The following is a 23,785-nucleotide window of genomic DNA, read 5'->3' on the forward strand; positions in this document are numbered from 1 at the left end:
AGAAAGTATTAAGCAGAATGATGAAAGACAGATTCCTCCTTAGTTGAATCTTTTTTACTCGATGCAAAAAATGCTTCACTGTCATTTATTTATAGTTAATGATTGGTTTGTTCGGGCTGGGAAGAAGCTTTTTCCCAGCTCAGACTTTTTTATTTTGTTTTTGTAAACGTTTTCCTTTTAAGGAAATAAAAAAATGGGTTTTAAGTAATATGTTTAAATAAGTATATATATAAATTAGAGGAGCGAAAAAGGCATGTTGGAAAATTACATTGAGCGGAATATTTCGAGAAAAGTCTATCTTTGTGAGCAATTATTTGAATTTCAAGAAATAGATATCGAATATATTGCCAAAATGTTAGGTGTGACAATGCCTACTGTGTTACACGATCTTGAAAGTATCACCGAATGTTTAGAATATTGTATCGAAGACATTAAGCGAGAAAAGCATATCTATAGAGTCATATTTAAACATGGTATTGAATTATCAGAGTTAACACAGTTTTTATATGGACAATCGTATTTTTTAAAATTTTTAAGTTATTATTTTAGAGGGCAATTCACTAGTACGGAATTATCAGATCTTGAGTTTATCTCTTTAAGTAAAGTTTATACGATCAAAAAGACAGTCTTAGATTTCTTTAAAGCTAATTCCTATTTAAGAAATAAACAAATTATCATTCCTGAATTTGACGTGCGAAATCTTTTACTTTCCTTAGTGAGATACATTAATTGGGAAGGGTATGAAAATAAAAATCATCAAGTAATAGATGCTTGTCACCAATTGATTGATTTTGTCGAAACACATTTTTTCAAACGAAGATATTCTGAGGAAGATAGATTTTTGATTGTTCGAGGAATTGAAATAGCGATTGGACGTAAAGAATATCCTCTTTATTTTGATGAAGAAGATAAAAAGTCAGCTGAAAAAAAGCCTTTATTTCATATTGTTAGCCAAGGGTTAGCTGAACAAAAAGAACATTTAGATATACAAGAAGACGTGTATTATATTTTTTCGTTATTTAACACACGAAATTATACGAACGAAAATATGGAATTATTGAAAAAAGATTTTGAAGTTGTTTATACCAGTTTCATTGAAAACACGCCTTGTCTCCATGAGCTAATCGAAAAAATTGTAACTAGAATTGACAAAAATTGTAAAAATGATTTTATTTTAAAAAAATCATTTTTACAGTTTATTCGTACGATCTGGGCAGATGGTCAAGTATTTCTCCCTGATCAAATCTATTTATTAACTACTGCAGAAAAAAAACTGTATGAGGATATCATAGTTATTCTCAATGATTGGAAGGAAACATACTATCCAAAAGTAAGATGGAATCACAACTTGATCAGAAAATTTGTCAAAAGTATGACATTGATTACAGACGAAAAAGAAGAACAACCTACTGAAATTTTCATTGTGGCTCCTAGTGTTGTAAAGCAAATTTTTTATCGTGAACTACTCATGTCCGAAATGAATGAATATACTGAATTGAATCCAATGATTTATCATTCGTTAGAAGAATTACCAGATGAATGCTTGTATTTTACGCACAGAATCGTGTATTGTGATTATACTGTATATCAATGTGGATTTGACACTGAAAACACGAGGGTGATACCAATTTCTTTGAACAGGAAATATGAGCATCTTAATACCACATGGTCGGTTGTTTCAAATAAAAAGCACTTATAAACAGCAAGAATCAAATAGCAATAATCGAAAGTGGGCGTTCAAGAAGGAAGTGAATTCTTGAACGTCACTTTTCTGTTTTTAGAAAACAACATCAATGGTTTCTAAGTTCCATCCGAGTATTGTTTTTTGCAAATTTTCAACTTGTATTGGTTGTCAAAAAAAGAGAAACATGTCTTACTAGTAATGAGAGCAACGTACAGAGGAGGAACGACAATGACGATCTTAGCAGCCATTGATTCATTTAAAGGAAGTGCCTCATCGTTTGAATTAAATCAAGCAGCTTTGAACGGCTGGTTTTCAAAAAAAGGAGAAAAAATCAATCGCCCGATTGCTGATGGAGGAGAAGGAACAGCAGAGGCGATCTATCATGCTTTAGGTGGTCAATGGCGGGTCATCGAAGGGGTAGATCTGCTTTTTCGAAAAGTGAGTTGCAGATATTTACTCACGGTTTATGCGGGAAAACGCTTGGCAGTGATTGAATCAACTGAAGTAATCGGTCTTGATTTATTAAAGGAGCCAACTGATCAAACGATTCGATCAGCTTCTAGCTTTGGCTTGGGAGAACTTTTGAAAGATGCTTTGACACAAGAGGTTGATCAGGTGATTGTCACATTAGGTGGGAGTGGCTGTTCAGATGGTGGCTTAGGTCTGTTGCAGTCGCTAGGAGCCAAGTTAGTTGGGGCTACAGAGGGAAATCCACTGCTGACGACGAAACGAATCGAGTGGGGCAAAAGCCGTGAAAAATTCAAAAAGGTTCAATTGCTAGTTGCTGCTGATGTGACAAGTTTTTACAGTGGCCCACAAGGAGCAGCTCAAATTTACGGTAAGCAAAAAGGTGGTACAAAAACAACTTTAGCATTTCTTGACAAACAGGCAACGAATTTAACCGAACAGATAAAACAAACGACTAATATTGATTTAAATGCTGTTTCTGGAAGTGGGGCTGCTGGTGGAATCGGTGGAGCGTTATTGCTTGTCGGTGGTAAAATGGTTTCTGGTTTTTCACTTGTTTCTCAACTGATTGGTTTAGAAGAAGCCATCAAACAAGCAGATCTCGTGATCACAGGTGAGGGACGAATCGATCAGCAGACGATCAATGGGAAAGTACCATATGGTGTAGCTAAACTGGCAAAGAAACATGGGAAAAAAGTTATTGCGTTATGTGGCAGTCGCGAAAAAAATCTTGGACGATTAGATGAATTTCTGCCAAGTGTTTTTAGTATCCAGCTAGGACCGATTGAATTGAAAAAAGCCTTAGATCGTCAAGAAACCCTCGAAAAAGTAGCGATTATGACACATAATCTCAGCCGATTAGTGGAAGATGATTTATCTTAGTTGACAGTTTAAAAATAATTATGTTAACCTAATGAAAAATAAAACGAAGTGAGGGATCTTGCCATTGAAAAACTAAGTCAATGATTGAAAGCTGCATTAAGGCTATTTTATTAATGAGAAAAGTGCATAAATTACATTAATCACGATGTTTGAGTGAAGAGAAACGGTCTAACGATTGCCCGTTGAAGCTTGCTCACGCAGAATTTAATGTGAAAAACACTTACTCAATAAAAAATAGCAGGCAGATTTTCAGAATTGGCGAGTTTTCATTGGTGGGGTCTCTTTTTGTATCCCTTCTTTGGCGACCAGTTCTGAAAATAGGACTGGTCTTTTTTATAGGAGGATATAAATGTCGAAGATAGAAATTAAAAATTTAACTTTTGGTTATGACAATCAAGTGCTACCCTTATTTGATCAAGCTACATTGAATTTTGATACCACTTGGAAATTAGGATTGATCGGTCGGAATGGACGTGGAAAAACGACATTATTGAACATTTTACAAGATAAACTACCTTATCAAGGACAGATTATCCATCAGCAAGAATTTAACTATTTCCCTCAAGAAATTGGAGAAGAAGCACAATTTACTTATGATGCGTTGAATGAGATAGCTGATGTCGAACTTTGGGAAATCGAAAGAGAACTACAATTAATGGAAACTGACCCAGAGATTTTATGGCGACCATTTCACACACTGTCTGGTGGTGAAAAAACAAAAGTACTCTTAGCACTGCTTTTTGTTGATGATCAGCATTTTCCTTTGATCGATGAGCCGACGAATCATTTGGATTTAGTCGGAAGAAAACAAGTAGCTAATTACTTGCAGAAAAAAAATCAAGGATTTATCGTGATCAGCCATGATCGCGGATTTATCGATGAAGTGGTCGATCATGTATTAGCAATTGAAAAAAGCCAATTAGAACTGTATCAGGGGAACTTTTCAGTATATGAAGAGCAAAAGCAGTTAAAAAATGAGTTTGAGATTGCCCAAAATGAAAAAATCAAAAAAGAAGTCACGCGCTTGAAGAAAACTGCAGCAGAAAAAGCAGAGTGGTCCCGCTCTCGTGAGGGAGATAAGACGAAAAAAAGCGTTGGGTTTATCGATACTGAAAATCGTAGAGTGAATCGTGGTGCAATTGGTGCGGATGCCGCTCGAACGATGAAACGCTCGAAAGCAATCGTGAATCGGATGGAAACGCAAATCGGGGAAAAAGAAAAATTATTGAAGGATATCGAATATGTAGAGCCTTTGACAATGAATGTCAAAAAAACACATCATAAACGATTGCTGACTGTGGAGAATTTACAACTGGGGTATCAACAGCTGCTTTTTTCGCCCGTTAATTTTACGATTGACCAAAACGAATGTGTGGCGTTGACAGGGGCAAACGGTATAGGGAAATCTACGATCATCCATTATCTTTTAGACGATTTTGATGGAATAACTGCAGGTACGATCCATAAGCCTAATCAACTAACGATCAGTTACGTGCGTCAGAATTATGAAGATAATCGCGGTACGCTCAGTGAATTTGCAGAAAAGCAAAAAGTTGATTATCAAACATTTTTAAATAATCTCCGCAAGTTAGGGATGGAAAGAGAAGTCTTTCATAACCGAATTGAACAGATGAGTATGGGGCAACGCAAAAAAGTTGAACTAGCCAAGTCGCTTTCTCAAGAAGCGGAATTATATATTTGGGATGAACCGTTGAACTATTTAGATGTCTTCAATCAAGTCCAGTTGGAGCAACTGATTTTATCGTTTAAACCTGCAATGTTGGTTGTGGATCATGACCAAGTCTTCTTAAATAAAATAGCTGATCGACTCATTTCACTCAAATAACTCATTGTCATCAATAAGTAGTGAAACTTGTTTTGTTCATTGGTTATGTTACAATCGAGCCAGAACAAACAAAGGAGCGTTGAATAATGTTATATGTAACTAGACATGGCGAGACAACTTGGAATGCAGCAGAACGGGTCTGCGGGAGAGCAGATGCCCCGTTAACAGAAAAAGGGCAAAAACAAGCGGAGAAATTGGCTGAAAAAGTTTCAGAATTACAAATCCCAGTCACGAAGATTATCCATTCCCCTTTACAACGTGCAAAAGATACAGCGCAAGCCGTTGCCGATAAACTTCACTTGCCAATGGAAGTAGATGAACGATTAATCGAAATGGATTTTGGGGAATACGACGGGATGCCAAGTCATGAAACAATCTTTCAAGAAGCACGACAAGAATTTGCGGTGCGTTTTCCAAATGGTGAATCAGTGTTAGATGTTTATGCTCGAGTTGTTCCATTGATCGAAGAATGTCTTGCTGATGAAGAGAATGTCTATCTATTAGTTTGTCATAATGCGTTGATTCGTATCATGAACGCTTATTTCCATCCTATGCCAAATGAGACATTCTTTGATTTTTTTGTTGAAAATACGGAATTAGTTACTTTTCCCAGTAAACATGAGCTGAACACCATAAAGTCTTAACTCATTTTTGTCGGGTAGCAGCGGAGTCAAACATTCGTATCATGAATCAAAAAAATAGTTGATTTCTGAAACCGATAAGCGGAAGAATCCAAAAATAGTTTTTGCTATTTTTGTCATTCTTCCGTTTATTTACGTGGCTTTTTGTCAATAAGGACTGATGAGTTGTATAAAATCAAATAGAGGTCAGAATGAACCAATGATTGATGCGTATTTTTGTTCTGTCATTCAGCGCATGAAACACTTTTTAGTCGGTGTGTTGTTCTTTCTTTAGTTATATAATTAGCCATTAATCTTTGAAATCGCCTATCATTATCAATCAACGAAAACGCTTTTAGAAATAAAATTAATTTATTTTTATAAAAATGTTGAAATTTTATTTCACAAGAGGTATACTCTGTTCATAGAAATGAATACGGATACATCGCGTGAGGGGGAGACAGATGTTTGGTTTTTCGATCTTTATGAATGAAGCTTTAACGATAGAAAAAAAAGCTTATATCCAAAAGATGGCAAAGAATGGGTTTGATGGGATATTTACTTCTATGCATATTCCTGAAGATGATGCTAGTTTATATAAAAAACGGTTAACAGAACTAGGCGAATGTGCCAAAGAAAATCAATTGGATCTAATGGTAGATATTTCTGGAGATGCTTTAAAACATGCTGGGTTTTCGATGGCAGATTTAGAGCCATTAAAAAAGATTGGCGTTACTGGGTTACGAATGGATTATCATCTTTCAAATGAACAAATTGCGAATTGGAGCCATCAAATCAAAATCAGTTTAAACGCCAGCACGATCACTCCACAAGATGTCACAGAATTACAAGTCGCTAATGCAGATTTTTCTCAACTTGAAGCATGGCATAATTACTATCCGCGTCCCGAAACCGGATTAGATCGGAAATGGTATCAAGAAAAAAATCATTGGCTAAAAGAACAAGGCTTTACAATCCAAGGTTTTGTGGCAGGCGACGAAGCCTTACGTGGTCCGTTATATCAAGGTTTACCTACTTTAGAAAGTCATCGACATGTCCATCCTTTAGCTGCTGCGCTAGATTTGATGTCATGCGATACAGATTTGATTTATATCGGTGATGGCGGACTTTCAGAAGAAGTTCAAGAACAATTTGCCATGTATCAAAGAGAACAAACAATTTTACTACATGCTGAAGTAATTGATGCCCAGTTTTACGAGTATATTTTAGGAAACCATATGAATCGGCAAGATGAGGCAAGAGATGTTATCCGCAGTGCAGATGCACGGTTTAGAAACATCCCTCAAATTCCTCCTCGTGATACGAAAGAACGAGCAAAAGGAACGATTACTTTAGATAATGAACGATATCTTCGTTACATGGGGGAAATTCAAATTACTAAAAAGGATTTACCAGCAGATGAAAAAGTGAATCGGGTCGCTCAAATAAGCGAAGCCGAGTTACCGCTACTTGAGCAAATCCGTGCAGGGGTAAATTTTAAAATAATTAGAAGAGAAGGAAAAACAAATGAAGCAAATTAATTTAGAAAATCTAACAACAGAGCGACGAAATCAACAAACATTTGGACTTGATGAAATGAGTGTTACCCAAGCAGTTCAGCTAATGAACCAAGAAGATCATAAAGTAGCCGAAGCCGTTTCAAAAGAATTGGCTAGCATCGAACCAGTGATCCAACAGACGATTAAATCTTTCCAACAAGGTGGTCGATTGATCTACATGGGTGCCGGTACAAGTGGCCGTTTAGGTGTGCTAGATGCTGCAGAGTGTGTACCAACATTTGGTGTAGAACCTGAGATGGTCATTGGCTTGATTGCTGGTGGTGAAGCAGCCATGACAGTTGCGGTTGAAGGAGCAGAAGACTCTTTAGAGTTAGGGAAAGAAGATTTAGTAAACTTAGGATTAACTGAAAATGATATGGTCATCGGGATTGCCGCAAGTGGTCGTACACCGTATGTGATTGGCGGTTTAGATTATGCTCGTACAATCGGAGCGACTACTGCTACAATTTCTTGTAATAAAAATGCTGAAATCAGTCAACATGCCGATTATCCGATCGAAGTTGATGCAGGACCTGAGTTTCTAACCGGTTCAACTCGTCTAAAATCTGGTACAGCACAAAAATTGATTTTGAATATGATCTCAACAATTAGTATGATCGGGATTGGCAAAGTGTTCAATAACTTGATGGTCGATGTGAAACCGACCAACGAAAAATTGATTGAGCGTTCAAAACGAATCATTATGCAAGCAACAGAGGTTGACTATCAAACCGCTGAGAAGTATTTTAATGAAGCAGATAAAAATGTGAAATTAGCGATCGTGATGATTTTAACCAATAGTGATAAAGCGACAGCAGAAGAAAAATTAGTTGAAGCAAACGGCTTTGTAAAGGGAACCTTATGAGGGGGAAGAACCAATGGCTAAAAATGAATTGACTTTAGAAGAACTAGCAACGCGGATCTATGCTGGTGTAGGCGGAATGGGCAATGTCGAAAGCATTGTCCACTGCATGACCCGTGTTCGAATGAAGATCATTAATGATGAGCTTGTCGATGTTGCAAAATTGAAAGCGATACCTGGTGTATTAGGCGTTGTTGAGGACGAACAACTGCAAGTGATCATCGGTCCTGGTAAAGTGAACAAAGTAGCACAAACGATGGTAGATCAAGCAGGTGTAAAATTAGGAGAACAGATTTCTTCAGGAAATAGAACTTCTGATAAGTCGTCAGCCTCAGGAAAAGATTTGGTAAATGAGAGAGCGCAAGCGATGAAAGCTGCTCAAAAAAATAAACAAAAACCATCAAAAATCAAATCAATCTTGAAAGATATTTCGAACATTTTCGTCCCTATGATCCCAGCATTTGTCGGTACTGGGATTGTGGCAGGGATTGCTGCGGTACTAGCAAACTTAGTGACAGCGGGTACATTAGATGCAGCAACTTGGCAACAATACATTGATATCATGAACATTCTAAAAAATGGTATGTTCAGTTTCTTAGTGATTTATACAGGGATCAATGCAGCTCAAGTTTTTGGTGCAACACCAACTCTTGGTGGAGTTATCGGTGCGGTAGTCTTATTAACAGGCATGAATCCAGAAGCGCCACTTAAAAACTTATTCACTGGTGAAGCATTAGCTGCAGGTCAAGGTGGGATTTTAGGAGTTATTTTTGCTGTCTGGTTATTAGCAATCGTTGAAAAAAAATTGCATAAAGTTGTACCAGATTCCATTGATATTATTGTTACCCCTACATTATCATTGATTGCTATTGGCTTAGTCGAAATTTTCTTCATCATGCCACTCGCTGGTTTCATCTCAGATGGAATGGTTGGCGGAATCAACTGGGTATTAGGTGTAGGTGGTGCCTTTTCAGGATTTGTCTTGGGGACACTATTCTTACCGATGGTTATGTTCGGATTGCATCAAATCTTAACACCGATCCATGTCCAAATGATTGATGAAACAGGAAAAACACTATTATTACCTATTTTGGCGATGGCTGGTGCCGGACAAGTCGGAGCAGCATTAGCATTGTGGGTTCGTTGTAAAAAAGATAAAGAATTGACTGAAATGATCAAAGGTGCGTTACCCGTAGGAATCTTAGGAATCGGTGAACCATTGATCTACGGTGTGACACTGCCGTTAGGACGTCCGTTCATTACCGCTTGTATCGGTGGTGGTATTGGTGGTGCTGTTGTTGGGATGATTGGAAATGTAGGTGCTATTGCGATCGGGCCTTCTGGTGCTGCTTTGATCCCATTGATTTCAGATGGAAAATGGTTAGGGTATGTCTTAGGGCTACTCGCTGCTTACGCAGGTGGTTTCCTAGCAACATTCTTCTTTGGTATTCCTAAAGAGCAATTGGAGAAAGAAGAATTAGCTGAAGAAACAACAACTGAAATGACACCAATGACGGAAAATACAGGAGCAGTCAGCACAAGTGAAATTTCATTAGCTGCTGTAGTTGATGGAGTAGTTGAATCACTTGAAAAGGCAAGTGATCCCGTATTTGCTCAAAAAATGATGGGAGAAGGTTACTTTGTTGAGCCAATCAATGGGCAGATTTATTCACCAGTAAGTGGAACAATCAGTTCAGTGTTCCCCACTAAACACGCGATTGGCATCACAACCGCTAACGGATTAGAAGTGTTACTTCACATGGGGATCAATACAGTTGACCTTGGTGGTGCACCATTTGAGGTGAAGGTAACAGAAGGTCAGTTGGTGACACCCGATACACTTGTTGCTCAAGTCGATTTAGCAGCAATCAAAGCTGCCGGTAAAGAAACTTCGATGATGGTTTTAATTACCAATATGGAGAAAGTAAAAAATTTCGTTTTAGAAAAAACAGGTGAGACAAAAGCCAAAGCGAAGGTCATGACTGTTGAAGCTACAAAAAATTGAACGAAGTAAAAACAGATAAAGAATAGAGAAAATTCGAGCCTGGGACCAAGTGCGGTCTCAGGCTCTTTTCTATGATTAATAAGAGGGAAAAATAATTGTAAGAGAAACAGTTTGATTCATTTAAGACGATAAATCACTGGTGAACCAAGCTAAAAGTTCAATTGGAGAAATTAGAAGAAATACACGAAGACAAAGTGGCTAGAATAGTAAAATAAGCCCGATTTTGATGGTATGTACTAAAAGTAAAATCAGGCTTATTTCATTTTTGGTAGATGATTGTCCCAACATCGCCTATCTATTTAGCAACAAGTAATAAATGATTTTTCAAACTATCTAGTTCGTTTTCTTTCTCTTTTCCAATCATGAATTCCTCTTTGTCTATAGTTACCTTATTTACTTTTGAAATCTGAATCTCTTGTACAACATTATTGTTTTTATAAAACTTTATTTGATAGTTGCATCTTTTTTGCTTTGATGTCAGTTTCATATCATAACGTTGAGCATGTTGATCCGATTTATTAAACAGAACATTAAGGTTTCCTATTAATGTTTTTAAAAAATTGGGGTCTGTAGCTTTCCAACTTTTTTCTTTTCCTTCGTCATCTTTAACAAAAATCACTGCTTTATCGACTTCTTCTAAAGAAACCACAGGATCATTCTTTTGCTTGCAAGCACCTAAAAATAATAAATAAAACATTGAAAATAACACAACAAGAAATTTCTTTTTTTTTAATGTTTTTTCACCACCTTGTTTATAATCTAGTGTCAAAAAATATAAAATAACATATAAAAAATCTGGATATTTCTATTTTTATTATACCTTTTCCTTTTTGTTCTGTTAAGTTAACGTTTGCAATATGCTTGGTTATATTAAGATTATTTGAACTGAATAGCTTTAAAAAGAGTATGGGGAATTTTATTTCTTCCATTTTGACTAGTGATTCTCTTTCGAACTGTCTATGTTTAAGTTTTTGATAACAAATTTTTCTGACAAAAGTAATCTAAATGAAGGGGAGATCCATTGAAATAGAATTAGAATCTGATACGATAACTTTTTATAACGGAAGTCTATGAATGGGGCATCATGTGGATGACGAGTGTTTTATCTTAGCCAGAGCTTCGTAACAAGTTCACACAATAAATCACAGTGTTGGAGGTGACACAGTTTACTTCTATTGTAATGTAAAATAGTCGCAAGTGATGGATGAAGGATATTCGATAAGCGGATTACTGAATGAGTATAAAGCCTAAAAAAGAAAAATAGAGAGGAAACTTACCAACTAAGTTTCCTCTCTGTTCTCTGTTTTGATCGAATTTTTTAGAAATTATTGGTTAGCTGTTTCGACTAACTTTTGATATACTCGCTCAACATCTGCTGGGGTTCCCCGTAATTCATAGTCGGCGAGGAAAGGGAAGCCAAATCGGCTGGCGTATTGTTTAGCGGTTAAGCAATATTGATTATTAAAATTTTTGTTTCCACTCCCTACGACACCCAGACAAAGCGTATGATTGTCTTCGTATTCCAGATATTCACGCATGGTTTCTGTTAAAATTTCTGTATCACCGTTATCTAACCCATTTCCTCCATCTAAGTAAGTGGGTACAAAAGTTAAGAAAGGTTCACTCTCTTGTTGAAAGTCACTATTTTCATGAATTTCTTTTAGCGTGATTTCTGGTAATTGAGGATTTAACTCATGTTGGTTCGCAGCATATTCAGCAAGTTTTTTAGCGAAAGCTCGTGTGTTTCCAGAGATCGATATATATAGAATGTTCATTACATTTCCTCCAATTCTTGTCTCCAGTATAGCATTTTTTTATCAATTTTTGGAAAAGGTTTTCCCTAAATGAATATGCAAGATTCTTGTATAATTAGAAAAAAATAGTTACAATTATATTTCTATTAGAATTTTTATGAATAAAGTAAAACAGGTGAAGATTTGTTATACTTTTGGTAAAAGCGGTTTATTTTGGAGGATGCTTAAAATGGATACAGAGCAACAGAACAAAGGAATAGGGTTGTTTCCACTAGCGGCCTTAGTGATTGGGTCAGCGATAGGAGGTGGCGTATTTGGTATTATGACGGACATCTCCGGATCGGCTGGTGCCCCAGCTATTTTTAGTTGGGTGCTAGTTGGAACAGCTATGTTGATGCTCTCGTTATCAATCAATAATATCAATAAAAAACGTCCAGAGCTGGAAGGTGGTATTTTCAGCTATGCAGAAGCTGGTTTCGGACGTTTTGCTGGATTTATCAGTGGTTGGGGTTATTGGCTTACTTGTTGGTTGGGGAACGTAGCCTTTGCTACGTTGCTAATGAGTGCTTTAGGTTACTTTTTCCCAGTATTCGACGGAGGTCAGAATATCGCTTCGATCGTTATGAGCACTTTGTTTTTATGGGGATATGCTTGGCTAGTCAATCGTGGGGTCGAAAATGCAAGTTATGTGAACGCTATTGTAACGATCTGTAAACTTGTCCCACTATTTTTATTTATTGTTGTAGCAATCAGTACCTTTTCACTGCAACAATTTATCGATAATTTTTCTAGTGATATCATATTGAGTGCGAATGGCCAGCCCGTGCCATTTTCTAGTCAGATATTGAGCTGTATCATGGTGATGTTATGGGTGTTTGTTGGGATCGAAGGAGCTTCTGTGGTTGGTTCTCGTGCAAAGAAAAAATCAGATGTAGGGAAAGCAACGATCCTTGGTATTTTTGGTTTAATCATCATTTATGTTTTAGTTTCGATGTTACCTTATGGGACAATGTCAATGAAAGAATTGCAAGGAATCCAAACACAGCCAGCGATGGGCTATGTGTTTGAAATGATGGTAGGAAAATGGGGAGCAATCTTGATCAACGGTGGTTTGATCATTTCGCTTGTCGGTGTCTGGTTATCTTGGACGATTTTACCGATTGAAACCATGAGGAATATGGCAGATGCTAACTTATTACCGAAACGCTGGGGTCAAGTCAATAAAAAAGGTGCGCCAACATATGCTATTGTCTTAACGACGATTTGTACTAATGTTTTCTTACTTTCTTTATTGTTCACGGATAGTGCGTATAATTTTGCTTACACACTTGGGACAGCAGCGATATTCTTTACTTGGTTATTCTTAGGTCTTTATCAGATGAAACTATCTTATCAAAGAAAAGAATGGGGGCAATTCTTTATTGGCTTTTTAGCCAGTGCATTTCAAGTCTGGGCAATGCTCGTGGTTGCTTTCAATGAAGTGATGTTAGTGTTAGTACTCTTCTTACCTGGGATCTTCTTTTATTTAAGAGCCCGGAAAGAACAAAATGAGCCAATCCCTCATCTTCACTTAGATAAATTTTTATTAGTCGGTGTCACAATGATCGGACTAACAGCAATGATTCTATTTGCTACAGGCGTTTTACATGTTTAAATACACAAATATGTTAAATTAAGTCATTAAAAAAGCCAAATAAACGGTAATTCATGATTCTAATAAAAGAATCGTTAACAAAACCGGTTATCTGGCTTTTTTTGATGTGTTCATGCACCTACTATTATTTTGGTCTGATCAACCATTCCTGATAATGTAGGATCAATGTCCACTGGTTATTTTGATTCCGACCAGACTAATCAATAATAAGCCAACGAAAAACCAAGTGGCTAATGTCAGTTTATCATGAAACAAGACGACACCAATGATCACTGAACCAACGGCACCGATTCCGGTCCAAATAGGATAGGATAAACTCATTGGTAACTGTTTGATCGCCTTTGATAAGAGATAAAAGCTGGCGATCATGCCAATGACTGTGTAGAAAGAATAATTCAATTTAGAAAAACCATCACTCCATTTCATCATCGTAGACCAAAAAACTTCCAAGATTCCCGCTAAGATTAATTCAAACCATGCCATATTAATCACCCCATTTACACAAAAAAGAGGAGTAGCATTCCTCCAAAGACCTAATGGAATGCTTATCCTCTTAATACTACCCGGCGATAGTTGTGTCATTATTTTGTTAATTGAAAGGATAACACAAAATAAAAAATAAGGGTAGTGATAAGCTAAAACGTGAACCAATTTGAATCGGCCATTCGATTTAGAAGTCGTTTTTTGGAGGAAAACACCTATGCTAAAGTGTTATTTTAGATAATGAAGCACGTTTTTGTTTGTTTTTTGTTCATTTGTTAGTTAACAAAAATAAGATCTCAAAAAATTTGAACTGTAAACGAGTTGTTTCAACCGTAAGTGATTTTTCTAATTTTTTTATTGAATTGACTGAATTTTAAAAAAATACAATGAGATAATTGGATTTTATCTATATTTTCATGGCTTTTTGATTTATAATAAAAAAATATCTTGTAATTTTAAGGAGGAAGTCAAATGGAGAACTATCTTAGTCTTTTAGGTGTCTTGATCGTCATTATCGGTTTTGCACTAAAATTAGATTCAATTTTGATCGTAATGGTCGCACTGATTGTCACCGCATTGACAGGCGGTTTAGGAATTGAAGGAATGTTAGAAACTTTAGGAACAAGTTTTGTCAATAATCGAGGAATGGCTATTTTTATCATTATTATGTTGGCAACAGGTACACTGGAACGTAATGGTTTGAAAGAATCAGCAGCTTCGCTTATTAAGCGCTTTAAGAAAGTATCAGCTGGGATGATCATTGATATCTATGGGGTCTTCCGTATGATCTTTGCAGCGTTCAATGTCAGCTTTGGTGGAGTTGCCGGTTTTGTTCGCCCAATCATCATGCCAATGGCTTTAGGAACAGTCGAATCAAAAGGCCTGGAAATTGATCCACAACATGAGGAAGAATTAAAAGGCATGTCTTCTGCGATGGAAAATATTTGTTGGTTCTTTGGTCAAGTATTATTCGTTGGTGGAGCAGGTGCGTTGTTAGTTCAATCGACTTTAAAAGGTCTGGGTTATGAAGTGACACTAGGACAACTTGCTTTGGTTGAAGTACCAGTTGCTGTCGTTGCACTGATTGTTGCAAGTATTTATTTCTACTTAAGAGAAAAGAAATTAGCGAAAAAATATTATTCAGGAAAGGGGCAATAATATGAGCTTTTTTACAGATCCTGAAATTTTATTAGGGGATAAATTATTAGAAATATTATATATCATCATGGGGTTAGTTCTGATTTATACAGGAATCAGAAACATTAACGATAAAACGAATCCTCATCGATACGGTTCTGCTTTTTTCTGGACAGTATTAGGAATCGTAATTGCTGGTGGAAGATGGTTACCTGCGATCGTCAACGGTCTTTTGATTTTTGCCATGACAGTTCCAGCGATTGCAAAGAAAGTCAGCAAAGGAGAAAGTCGCTTACCTTCTAAACAATACATGGAAAAAATGTCTGATAAATTAGGAATGAAAATCTTTATTCCGGCATTGAGTATTGGGATCTTTGCGATCTTGTTCGCACTCTTTACTAAGCTTGGCGCATTAGTTGGTGTTGGTGTCGGTGTTTTTGCCGCAATGGTGATCATGATGTTCTTCTCACGAGACAATCGACCAACTACTTTCTTAGATGATGCTGCAGATATGCTAGGAACAGTAGGACCTTTAAGTATGTTACCAATGCTCTTGGCATCATTAGGAGCGGTTTTTACAAGTGCAGGAGTAGGGACAGTTATTTCTAATGCAGTCGGGCAAATCGTTCCCGAAGGTAATGTGAATGTCGGTATTATAATCTATGCATTGGGTATGGTTATCTTCACGGTGATTATGGGGAACGCCTTTGCAGCGATTACGGTAATGACTGTAGGGATCGGTGCACCGTTTGTATTCAGTCACGGCGCAAATCCAGCACTAGTGGGAATGGTTGCTCTGACCTGTGGGTTCTGTGGAACCTTGTTAACACCGATGGCTGCAAACTTCAATGTCGTGCCTGTGGCAATGTTAGAGATGAAAGACAAATACGGCGTAATCAAGAACCAATTATTCGTAGCGATCTTCATGTTAGTGTTCCAAATCGTTTATATGATTTTATTTAAATAAGAAAAAACTCTATAATAATAGTTAGTTTATATTGAGAATAATGGAGGAATGTAAAATGAAAGTACTAGTAACTGGTTTTGATCCATTTGGTGGAGATAAAGTGAATCCTGCTTATGAAGCAGTGAAAAAAATGCCTGATGAAATTGCTGGAGCACAAATTATCAAAGTGGAAGTCCCAACGGTTTTTGCTAAAAGTAGCCAAGTTGTGGAAAAAGCAATCGAAGAACATCAACCGGAAATCGTCATCTGTGTTGGACAAGCTGGTGGACGTTCAGCTGTTTCATTCGAACGAGTAGCAATCAATTTAGCAGAAGCTAGAATTGCTGACAACGAAGGAAACCAACCTTTTGATACAGCGTTAGAACCAGATGGACCAGCTGCTTATTTCACTTCTTTACCGATTAAAGCAATGACAAAAAATGTCCATGAACATGGATTACCTGCTTACATTTCGTATACAGCTGGTACCTTTGTTTGCAACGACATCATGTATCGTTTGCTTCACTTGATTGAGACAAAATTCCCGACGATTCGTGGCGGATTTATCCATGTGCCATTTTCACCTGATCAAGTGATTGATCGTCCAGTAGGCACACCATCAATGTCATTAGATGATATTGCCGCTTCTTTGACTTATGCAGTAGAAGCAGCCGTAACAAATGATCATGACATTGCTGGCAATGCAGGAACAACTCACTAATTTTTACAAATAATGTAGTGAAAAACAAATCATTGTGTCGACTGGTCGAATCAGACCAGTCGATTCTTTTTTTGAAAGGAAACATAAGTAATGAACGACTGGCAAAAGGTATTTAAAGAATGGTATCCCAAAGAAATCAATCAAGTCTATCCAATTAAGATATCAAAACAGTATACAAGTAATCAGCGTTGGGAAATCTATGAAAAGTTGACGACGAAACAACGTCAATTAGTTGATCAACATCGACGCTACTTGATCAATTCCCAATTTTTAGAAGAAAATTATTTAGCAGCGACTGATTGGGTCTTTTCCGATTTTAAAATCAATCCTTTTTTTCGTACCAAACGGCGACAACAAAAATTATATTGCGAATGCGGTCGTGAATTAAAAGTGCAATATATCGTTCATTCACCAAAGACCGGTAAGAGCCTTTCTTTAGGGATCAATCACTTTGCTGAACATTTACACGTAAGCCCGCAAATCGCAACATCTATCAATCAAGGGATGACTAAAGTCGATTTAGCACTAGACGAATTATTGTGGCTGAAACAGCAAAACGTGGCGTTTCCAGAAGATTTATGGCAAGAATATTGTTTTATGCTCTACCAAAATCGAAAATTAAAAAATCCCTATTTGCCTGATCAAAAACTAGTTGCCAGGGTTGTGGATTTTCGTGAAGCAGATATGCCAATTTATCTTGCTGATTATCAAGCGCTGAAACAAGAGATCTCACGTATTGCAACGCAATTAGAGGGAACCCCTAAAAAAATTCGTGGGAAGAAAGAACTATTTGAAGATTTTTCAGAAGAATTAGTGAAAGATGTCGAGACTTTTTTAACGAATTACCGAACTTTTTTGCAAAAAGATTGGGCGTTGATCGCTGTTGACGGGGGTGAACAACTATCATTGACCTTCTTTGAAACATTCATCCAGCAATTAAGAGCAACTGGACGCCAACAAACTCCAGAACAACAGAGTAAAATGACCGAATATGCACGCAAGCAGCGATTTATCCAATCCGAGGTGTATCTTTTCATCTGGCAGCAATATTGTCGTTATGGTTTCACAGAAGGCTTCTTTGATAGTATTCCTAGAGTCATGAGAAATGGTTTCTTGAAGGTCTTACGAAAAGAAAAAGAAATGAAGCAAACAGTGATAGTCAACGAAAATGTGTCACAGAAAAAGGTAGTCACCGAGGAAGTATGGGATAAAATTGCTGTTGAGTTGAAAACGAAAAAAGTGATGACCATTTTAACAGAACTAAATGAAAATGACTATTCCTTATCGAAAGAACAGCAACATGCGTTACAATATTTCCAACAATTAGAAAAAGTTTTGCAAACAGAAAGTTCAAAAACTAAGCAATTATTAAAAAGACTATTGTGAAAGTCGATAGGGTAAAAATAAGCTAGCTACCACCAATCAATTGTTGGCGGCAGCTAGCTTATTTAGATAAGTACCAAGAAAAAGGGAACATCGAAACATGCTTTACCAGAAGTCTGTCGATTATATTCAGATCAAAATGATCATGGCACGGTCTTAAATCAGCACACTCTTTTCATGCTCTTGATCATATTCTTTTTCCATTTTTAGCATTCGTTCACGTTCTTTTTGGTTATACCAAGGAGAAACTGTGAAAGCCAAGACATCATTCAATAGGTAAACGGAACTATTGACAAACATAGCTAAACTAGCTGAACCATGTCTAAATGAGATGTACCACAGAACCATCTGTGCTAATCCTGAAGCCAACCACCAATAATATTGGTTATTGTAACGCAAGAAACTGATCACACCAGCTGTCAAACTGATTGAAAAGGCAATAGCATCGATCCAAGGACGTGGATCGTCTGTTAAGCGCCCAATCAAGAAACCTGAAATAGCATAAACCAAGATTGTAGCAAAAATTGCGACTAACCATGTTTTTCCATTGAACTTACGGATTTTTGCTGCCATGTTATGATTCCATTCTTTACTTAATAAAACAGGGATATCTAAGGTGATCATATAGGCGATTTGTTCGCCGATACTCAAGTAATTTTTAGCAGAAAAACCAACGATGATGAAACAAATAGCTGATAAAATTCCTAAAATACCATTAACAGATTTCGCTGCATTGATTGATAAGATACACAAGACACCAAGTGTAGTACCGATAAAAGTGATCACCGCTAACCAAGTAATAGGGCTATTCACAAGGGTCATAATCTGACACCCAAGACTAAAAAAGAAAAGATAGTAATTTTGTTGAGGCCAACCTTTGAGTTGGTGTGCTAAAAAGCGAAAATAATTTATCATTGATAAAAGCTCCTTTAAACACTAAATATAGTATGTGTTCGATTTGTTGACACAACCTATTGTATTACTTTCAAAAAATATTTCTAGTCTTTCAATTTAAAATAATATGTGTTATGATACTTTTTGCTTTGTTTTCTGGAAACATGAAAACTTTACATTGAATTGATGAAAGAATGGGAAGTCAACCGACGTAGGTGAACTTTCCATTTTTTTCTTTATAAAAAAACTTTTGACCAAAGAAAATGTTAAAATATGAAAAAGAATAAAAGATTAAAGGAGTAAAAAAATGAATTTATCTGCTATCCATCATGTCGCAATTATTGTATCTGACTATCAAAAATCACGGGAATTTTACGTTGATAAGTTAGGCTTTGAAGTAATCCGTGAAAATTATCGTGCGGAAAGAGAAGATTATAAATTAGATTTAAAGCTTGGAACAGCTGAATTAGAAATATTCGGGGTAGCTAATGCGCCTAAACGTCCAAGTTATCCAGAAGCATGTGGATTAAGACATCTGGCTTTTAAAGTGGAACAGATTGAATCTGTCATTGAAGAGCTTCGTTTAAAAGGGATCGAAACTGAGCCAATTCGAATCGATACATTTACTGGGAAAAAAATGACTTTTTTCTTTGATCCAGATGGCTTGCCGTTAGAATTACATGAATAAGTAACAAAATTGTCACTTTTTCTTTCTGTCATTCGATTTTTTTTAATAAAAAATCTTGATATGCTAGTAAAAAAAGGAAAAGGGAGACACTGATGAAGATGAAAAAAATTTTATTTGGGTCAGCTATTCTCATACTTATTGGGCTAACGGCTTCGTTAGGATTATTGACTGCTACGTTTCGTTATGATGATATTAGTGAACAAGAATATCAAATCTCACTGAAAAAAGCAGTGGGAATCTTTAAAAAAGAAACAAATAAAACAAAAGTTCAAATGGTTCAGTTTGTACCAAAAGAGGATGTCCAACAACAAACAAACAATACCTTTCAATATCTTTTCGTAGATTCTGAACAAACGCTTGTTGTCAATCCTACAACCGGAAAGCCAGCTGTTCGTTCGAGTAAATTAGCTGAAAACCAACCATTCTTTGACATCAAAAAGATCTACTCAAGCAAATCTCCTCAAAAGGCAATGAAAGAAGCTGTTAAACAAAGTGGAAAGCGCAATGCTAAAGTAAGAAGTTGGGTTTTGCTAATGAAAAGCGACAAATTATACTATGAGATCAAATTAGCAGAGGATAATGAAGAATCTGTTTTGTTGATTCGTGCCTAAAAATCAATAGCTATCATTTTTCTTTTTTACAATATAAGAGTAAGCTAAATGTGTAAAAAAGAAAGGAAGTCATTGCTATGGAAAAGATGAAATGCCCAAATTGCGGGAAAAAGTTTACTTATGAAGAAGTCAACAATGTAGTTGAACATGTTGATAAAGAAATGCCGATCGTTTGTCCTTATTGCCGGACAGAAGCTGCTCGCATCGTTTCACATGGTTATTTTGTTACCCAAAAAATCGAGGATTATTTAAAATAACTCTTTTGATCTTTATTTTTCAGTGATAGAATGAAAAAAAGGAGAGAATGAAATGATTCGTTTTGCAAAAAAAGAGGATGCTCAAGAGATTGCTCCGCTTATTTTAGTTATTTTAAATGATATGGAATTACCTTTTTTACAAAAGTATGGGAAAGAAAAAACAATTGAAATCTTAGAAGAAGCCATTATGGATCCCGATTATCGTTACAGTTATACAAGAGGAATTGTTGAAGAAATTGATGGCAAAATAGCTGGTGTAGCATTTGGCTACACAGATGAAGAAGAGCCATTTATCGATAAACCCTTAGAAGTAATTTTAGAAAAACATGGAATTACAGATAAGGAACAATTATTTGTAGATCAAGAAACATTTCCTAAAGAATGGTATTTGGATTCCATTTCCGTTTCGGAAGCTTTTAGAGGACAAGGAATAGGTTCACACTTACTTGAAGCTTTACCTAAATTAGCTAAAAAAACTGGGCGAAATGTTATTGGTTTAAGTGTAGATGAACAGAATCCTAACGCCAAAAGATTGTATGAACGTCACGGATTTAAAGTAGTAGGTAAAAGGAAAATCAGTGATCATCTTTATGATCACATGCAAAAGGAAATTTAATGGTTTCTTAATTAAATCAAACTTATTATTTTTTAATAAAGACATTTAAATTGTTGTAACTATTATTTGATAAAATGTTGAGTGAAAACAAGGTTTTTCACTCTTTTTTTTGTTTTGTTTTCATAAATGTCAGTTGTATATATTAAATGATAGTTGTTATAATCTCTTTTTTATGAAAATATTTTTCATTTATTTTCAATTATTCTGTAATGACGGGTCTTTTTTTAAGTATTAAAATATGCTCTATCGCTCGTCACTGGGCTTGGAGACAGGAAAGGACCGTTGAAATGTTAAGAAGTAAAATTGGGAATATATTTGGTGTTATGCTATTATTTTTAAATCTCTTTGTTGCTCTACCTGCAATAGCGGAAACTTATACGCCTCAAGATTCTGGTAGCATCTATGATGATTTAACTGGTGATTATGGAATATTAGGGATTGCTTCTCAATTCCATATATTCGCAAAAGAAAAAACGACGATAAACGCGCATACAAATGGTAATGTTGCAACAAAAGAGCTAGATGCAAACAATAATTTTGGGACAGATATCATCACAGGTGACCTCCAACTAGAAATTAACTATGTTCAAGCAACTGATTCTTTGATTGGCTCATCCTTTACTTCGGGAGATAGTAACCGAGTAAATAAATTTGTTGTAGGTTCTTCAATTAGTACAGGGATCGAAAATGATCGGGCAGTGGTGAATGGCTCAAGGATCGACCATTTATCTGCTTCAGAACTTTATCAAGATCGCCCTGGGAATACTTATATTGATTTTGACACGGAATTTGCAAAATTAGAAGGAGCTTCGGAAAGTTTGATGTCGATTACTCCTGCTAAAACCTATCTTTCAAGTGATTTTCCTGATATGAATAATCGAACGATTGATGTAACAGGAATGGGAAGTTCAGATGTTGTAATCATCAATGTGGATGCTTCAGTATTATCAATGAATACACCACTGAATATTGTAAATTCTGAAAATAAAATTTTGGTTATGAATGTCATCAATGCACCAGCTGATTTCACGATCCAGTCACAAATTCATTACAATAATCGAGCAAATCATGAAACGGAAGATTTTTCTGACGCAAATATTTCATGGAATTTCCCAAGTAATGTAACGAACTTGGCGATAAATGCACCTTTTCAAGGTACCATTATTGCGCCACGAGCAGATGTCACAGCCAATCAAAATATGGATGGAACAATCATCGGAAAAAATGTTACGCTAAATGCAGCAACCAATCGTTGGGACCCTAACGAAATTTTCCTTGCTGATAATCCAGATAATTCTGGATCAAGCGATAGCAGTACGGACACGACAAGCAGTGACAGCAGTACCGACACAACAAGCAGTGATAGCAGTACCGATACCACAAGCAGTGACAGCAGTACGGATACGACAAGTAGTGATAGCAGTACCGACAGAACAAGCAGTGATAGCAGTACTAACCCAACAAGTGGTGACAGTGATACCGATACGACAAGCAGTGATAGTAGTACGGATATGACAAGCAGTGACAGTAGCACTAACCCAACAAGTGGTGACAGTGATACCGATACGACAAGCAGTGACAGCAGTACGGACACAACAAGCAGTGACGGTAGTACTAACCCAACAAGTGGTGACAGCAGTAGCAACCCAACAAATGGTAATAGTGATACTGACACGCCAACTCCATTTCATATTGATCCAAGTATGAGCGGAGAGGATACCAATCAGGTGTATCCTAATAATAATGATAAAACTAATCAATCAAATGGAATGAATAGCACCATCCCACAACAAGGGAAGGGTACTGATTTAGATAGAAATGAGTTTAACAGTTCTACAAATGAAACAACTAACGTAACCGATGAATCGCGGTCAATGGATTTTCAAGATCAAGATTCGCAAGTTTTGCCAAAAACAAATAGTGCTTCCAATAAATGGTTAGCAATTGTTGGTGGAATGATTATTGTGTTAGTTGTTATTGTGGGATTTATGAGAAGAAAGAAGCATAAATAAGAAGAATAAATAAAGGCTCATCAAGTGCTTGACTGAGCCAACTAAAAATAAGCCTTCCTACATGAAGCGTATCTGCTAAGTTCGTTTGCTCTGACTAGCGGGTCTTGTTTCCTAGAGGATGGCTTATTTTTTCTTGAAGTTATTCTGATTATAAGAAGGAGCAAGTTAATTTGTGTCTAATCGGTAAGAAAGAGGTGTATCTTTGTCATGGTTTTTACGATATAACCAGTAGTCTAATACAGCTGCGATACAGATACAGATAGGCGCATTTTCTTCCATTGGAATATCAAGTACATAATAATCTCCAGAAAAAAGCGTTGCTTTATCCATTTTCATGATTCGTTGATTAAAATGATGGATTTGATATTGATGGTTATAGATATCTCCTTGAACTGTCCAATGAAGACGACGTACATAGTAAAAATCCCCGGGCCAGTTAAAGATTTTTTGCATCGTTCCTACTTTTTTAAAATCCTTATAAAGTTCAAAACGGGTTCCGAAAGTTAGACTCGTTTGTTTAATATGTGCCACAAGATTTCCGTTCATTGCATAAAGAGACAAAGCATCTCCTTTTGTTCCCCAACGACCAACCATTAAGAAGATGGATTTACCAGATTCATTTTTAACAACAGTCCTCGTGACACGACTGAGATGCTTTTCTTGAATGAAAAATTCTGACATCTTTCTCCCTCTTTTCTCGAAA

22 protein-coding genes are annotated in these 23,785 nt (G+C 36.4%); 17 read left to right on the forward strand and 5 right to left on the reverse strand.

The genetic code is table 11. The features are described 5' to 3' along the window. Positions 1-253: 253 nt before the first annotated feature. The 7 genes from IGK81_RS02960 (at position 254) to IGK81_RS02990 (ending at position 9,926) form a co-directional block, all read left to right on the forward strand. Positions 254-1,699 (forward strand): hypothetical protein, encoded by a 1,446-nt coding sequence (locus tag IGK81_RS02960; protein WP_034699761.1) that lies wholly within the window; start codon positions 254-256, stop codon positions 1,697-1,699. A 213-nt stretch (positions 1,700-1,912) separates the two neighbouring features. Next, the gene (locus tag IGK81_RS02965; protein WP_034699763.1) at positions 1,913-3,034 is read left to right on the forward strand and encodes a glycerate kinase family protein; all 1,122 of its coding nucleotides are present in this window, start codon (positions 1,913-1,915) and stop codon (positions 3,032-3,034) included. A gap of 349 nt (positions 3,035-3,383) precedes the next feature. Continuing rightward, positions 3,384-4,880, forward strand: a complete 1,497-nt coding sequence (locus tag IGK81_RS02970; RefSeq protein ID WP_034699765.1) for an Lsa family ABC-F type ribosomal protection protein — start codon at positions 3,384-3,386, stop codon at positions 4,878-4,880. Positions 4,881-4,966: 86 nt separating this feature from the next. After that, positions 4,967-5,524, forward strand: coding sequence for a histidine phosphatase family protein (locus IGK81_RS02975; RefSeq protein WP_010738316.1), 558 nt, complete (start codon positions 4,967-4,969; stop codon positions 5,522-5,524). Positions 5,525-5,964: 440 nt separating this feature from the next. Further along, positions 5,965-7,041, forward strand: coding sequence for a DUF871 domain-containing protein (locus IGK81_RS02980; protein ID WP_010719888.1), 1,077 nt, complete (start codon positions 5,965-5,967; stop codon positions 7,039-7,041). Then, complete coding sequence (gene murQ / locus IGK81_RS02985) at positions 7,028-7,924, forward strand: N-acetylmuramic acid 6-phosphate etherase (RefSeq protein WP_010738315.1); 897 nt, start codon at positions 7,028-7,030, stop codon at positions 7,922-7,924. The genes IGK81_RS02980 and murQ overlap by 14 nt, the downstream gene beginning before the upstream one ends. Positions 7,925-7,937: 13 nt before the next feature. Next, positions 7,938-9,926, forward strand: a complete 1,989-nt coding sequence (locus IGK81_RS02990) for a glucose PTS transporter subunit IIA (protein ID WP_034699767.1) — start codon at positions 7,938-7,940, stop codon at positions 9,924-9,926. 295 nt (positions 9,927-10,221) lie between these two features. Here the strand turns inward: IGK81_RS02990 and IGK81_RS02995 are convergent, their stop codons facing one another. After that, positions 10,222-10,695 carry a hypothetical protein gene (locus IGK81_RS02995; protein ID WP_232622359.1) on the reverse strand — a complete coding sequence of 158 codons (474 nt, stop codon included), beginning with the start codon at positions 10,693-10,695 and terminating at the stop codon, positions 10,222-10,224. A 556-nt stretch (positions 10,696-11,251) separates the two neighbouring features. Then, positions 11,252-11,701 carry a class Ib ribonucleoside-diphosphate reductase assembly flavoprotein NrdI gene (gene nrdI / locus IGK81_RS03000; RefSeq protein WP_034699770.1) on the reverse strand — a complete coding sequence of 150 codons (450 nt, stop codon included), beginning with the start codon at positions 11,699-11,701 and terminating at the stop codon, positions 11,252-11,254. A 208-nt stretch (positions 11,702-11,909) separates the two neighbouring features. On the opposite strand from nrdI, the gene IGK81_RS03005 reads away from it, so the two are divergent. After that, positions 11,910-13,334, forward strand: coding sequence for a basic amino acid/polyamine antiporter (locus tag IGK81_RS03005; protein WP_010738312.1), 1,425 nt, complete (start codon positions 11,910-11,912; stop codon positions 13,332-13,334). Positions 13,335-13,496: 162 nt separating this feature from the next. On the opposite strand, the gene IGK81_RS03010 is transcribed toward IGK81_RS03005, so the two are convergent. After that, a complete protein-coding gene (locus IGK81_RS03010; RefSeq protein WP_010719882.1) occupies positions 13,497-13,817 on the reverse strand; it encodes a DMT family transporter in 321 nt (106 codons plus the stop codon). A gap of 471 nt (positions 13,818-14,288) precedes the next feature. Between IGK81_RS03010 and IGK81_RS03015 the strand changes: the two genes are divergently transcribed. The 4 genes from IGK81_RS03015 to IGK81_RS03030 all read left to right on the forward strand — a co-directional run bounded on the left by IGK81_RS03015 (position 14,289) and on the right by IGK81_RS03030 (position 18,007). Next, positions 14,289-14,975 carry a DUF969 domain-containing protein gene (locus IGK81_RS03015; protein WP_010719881.1) on the forward strand — a complete coding sequence of 229 codons (687 nt, stop codon included), beginning with the start codon at positions 14,289-14,291 and terminating at the stop codon, positions 14,973-14,975. A 1-nt stretch (position 14,976) separates the two neighbouring features. After that, positions 14,977-15,921, forward strand: coding sequence for a DUF979 domain-containing protein (locus tag IGK81_RS03020; RefSeq protein ID WP_010719880.1), 945 nt, complete (start codon positions 14,977-14,979; stop codon positions 15,919-15,921). A gap of 55 nt (positions 15,922-15,976) precedes the next feature. Continuing rightward, positions 15,977-16,621 carry a pyroglutamyl-peptidase I gene (pcp, locus tag IGK81_RS03025; protein WP_010738311.1) on the forward strand — a complete coding sequence of 215 codons (645 nt, stop codon included), beginning with the start codon at positions 15,977-15,979 and terminating at the stop codon, positions 16,619-16,621. A 90-nt stretch (positions 16,622-16,711) separates the two neighbouring features. After that, a complete protein-coding gene (locus IGK81_RS03030; protein ID WP_034699772.1) occupies positions 16,712-18,007 on the forward strand; it encodes a hypothetical protein in 1,296 nt (431 codons plus the stop codon). A 153-nt stretch (positions 18,008-18,160) separates the two neighbouring features. On the opposite strand, the gene pnuC is transcribed toward IGK81_RS03030, so the two are convergent. Next, positions 18,161-18,919 carry a nicotinamide riboside transporter PnuC gene (pnuC, locus tag IGK81_RS03035; protein ID WP_010738309.1) on the reverse strand — a complete coding sequence of 253 codons (759 nt, stop codon included), beginning with the start codon at positions 18,917-18,919 and terminating at the stop codon, positions 18,161-18,163. Positions 18,920-19,205: 286 nt separating this feature from the next. On the opposite strand from pnuC, the gene gloA2 reads away from it, so the two are divergent. The 5 genes from gloA2 to IGK81_RS03060 all read left to right on the forward strand — a co-directional run bounded on the left by gloA2 (position 19,206) and on the right by IGK81_RS03060 (position 23,082). Next, on the forward strand, positions 19,206-19,586 hold the full coding sequence (gene gloA2 / locus IGK81_RS03040; RefSeq protein ID WP_010719876.1) for an SMU1112c/YaeR family gloxylase I-like metalloprotein: 381 nt from the start codon (positions 19,206-19,208) through the stop codon (positions 19,584-19,586). Positions 19,587-19,678: 92 nt separating this feature from the next. After that, entirely contained in the window at positions 19,679-20,197 is a 519-nt protein-coding gene (locus tag IGK81_RS03045) for a hypothetical protein (protein ID WP_010719875.1), read from the forward strand. A gap of 77 nt (positions 20,198-20,274) precedes the next feature. Next, positions 20,275-20,454, forward strand: a complete 180-nt coding sequence (locus tag IGK81_RS03050) for a hypothetical protein (protein WP_010738307.1) — start codon at positions 20,275-20,277, stop codon at positions 20,452-20,454. Between the two features lie 52 nt (positions 20,455-20,506). Continuing rightward, the gene (locus tag IGK81_RS03055) at positions 20,507-21,070 is read left to right on the forward strand and encodes a GNAT family N-acetyltransferase (protein WP_010719873.1); all 564 of its coding nucleotides are present in this window, start codon (positions 20,507-20,509) and stop codon (positions 21,068-21,070) included. Between the two features lie 287 nt (positions 21,071-21,357). Next, positions 21,358-23,082 carry a collagen-binding domain-containing protein gene (locus tag IGK81_RS03060; protein WP_034699775.1) on the forward strand — a complete coding sequence of 575 codons (1,725 nt, stop codon included), beginning with the start codon at positions 21,358-21,360 and terminating at the stop codon, positions 23,080-23,082. 165 nt (positions 23,083-23,247) lie between these two features. Here the strand turns inward: IGK81_RS03060 and IGK81_RS03065 are convergent, their stop codons facing one another. After that, positions 23,248-23,763: an LURP-one-related/scramblase family protein gene (locus IGK81_RS03065; RefSeq protein ID WP_010719869.1), complete on the reverse strand. Its 516-nt coding sequence runs from the start codon at positions 23,761-23,763 to the stop codon at positions 23,248-23,250. Positions 23,764-23,785 lie beyond the last annotated feature (22 nt).

It is taken from the genome of Enterococcus sp. DIV0703 (assembly GCF_051711065.1).
GTDB lineage: Bacteria > Bacillota > Bacilli > Lactobacillales > Enterococcaceae > Enterococcus_B > Enterococcus_B hirae.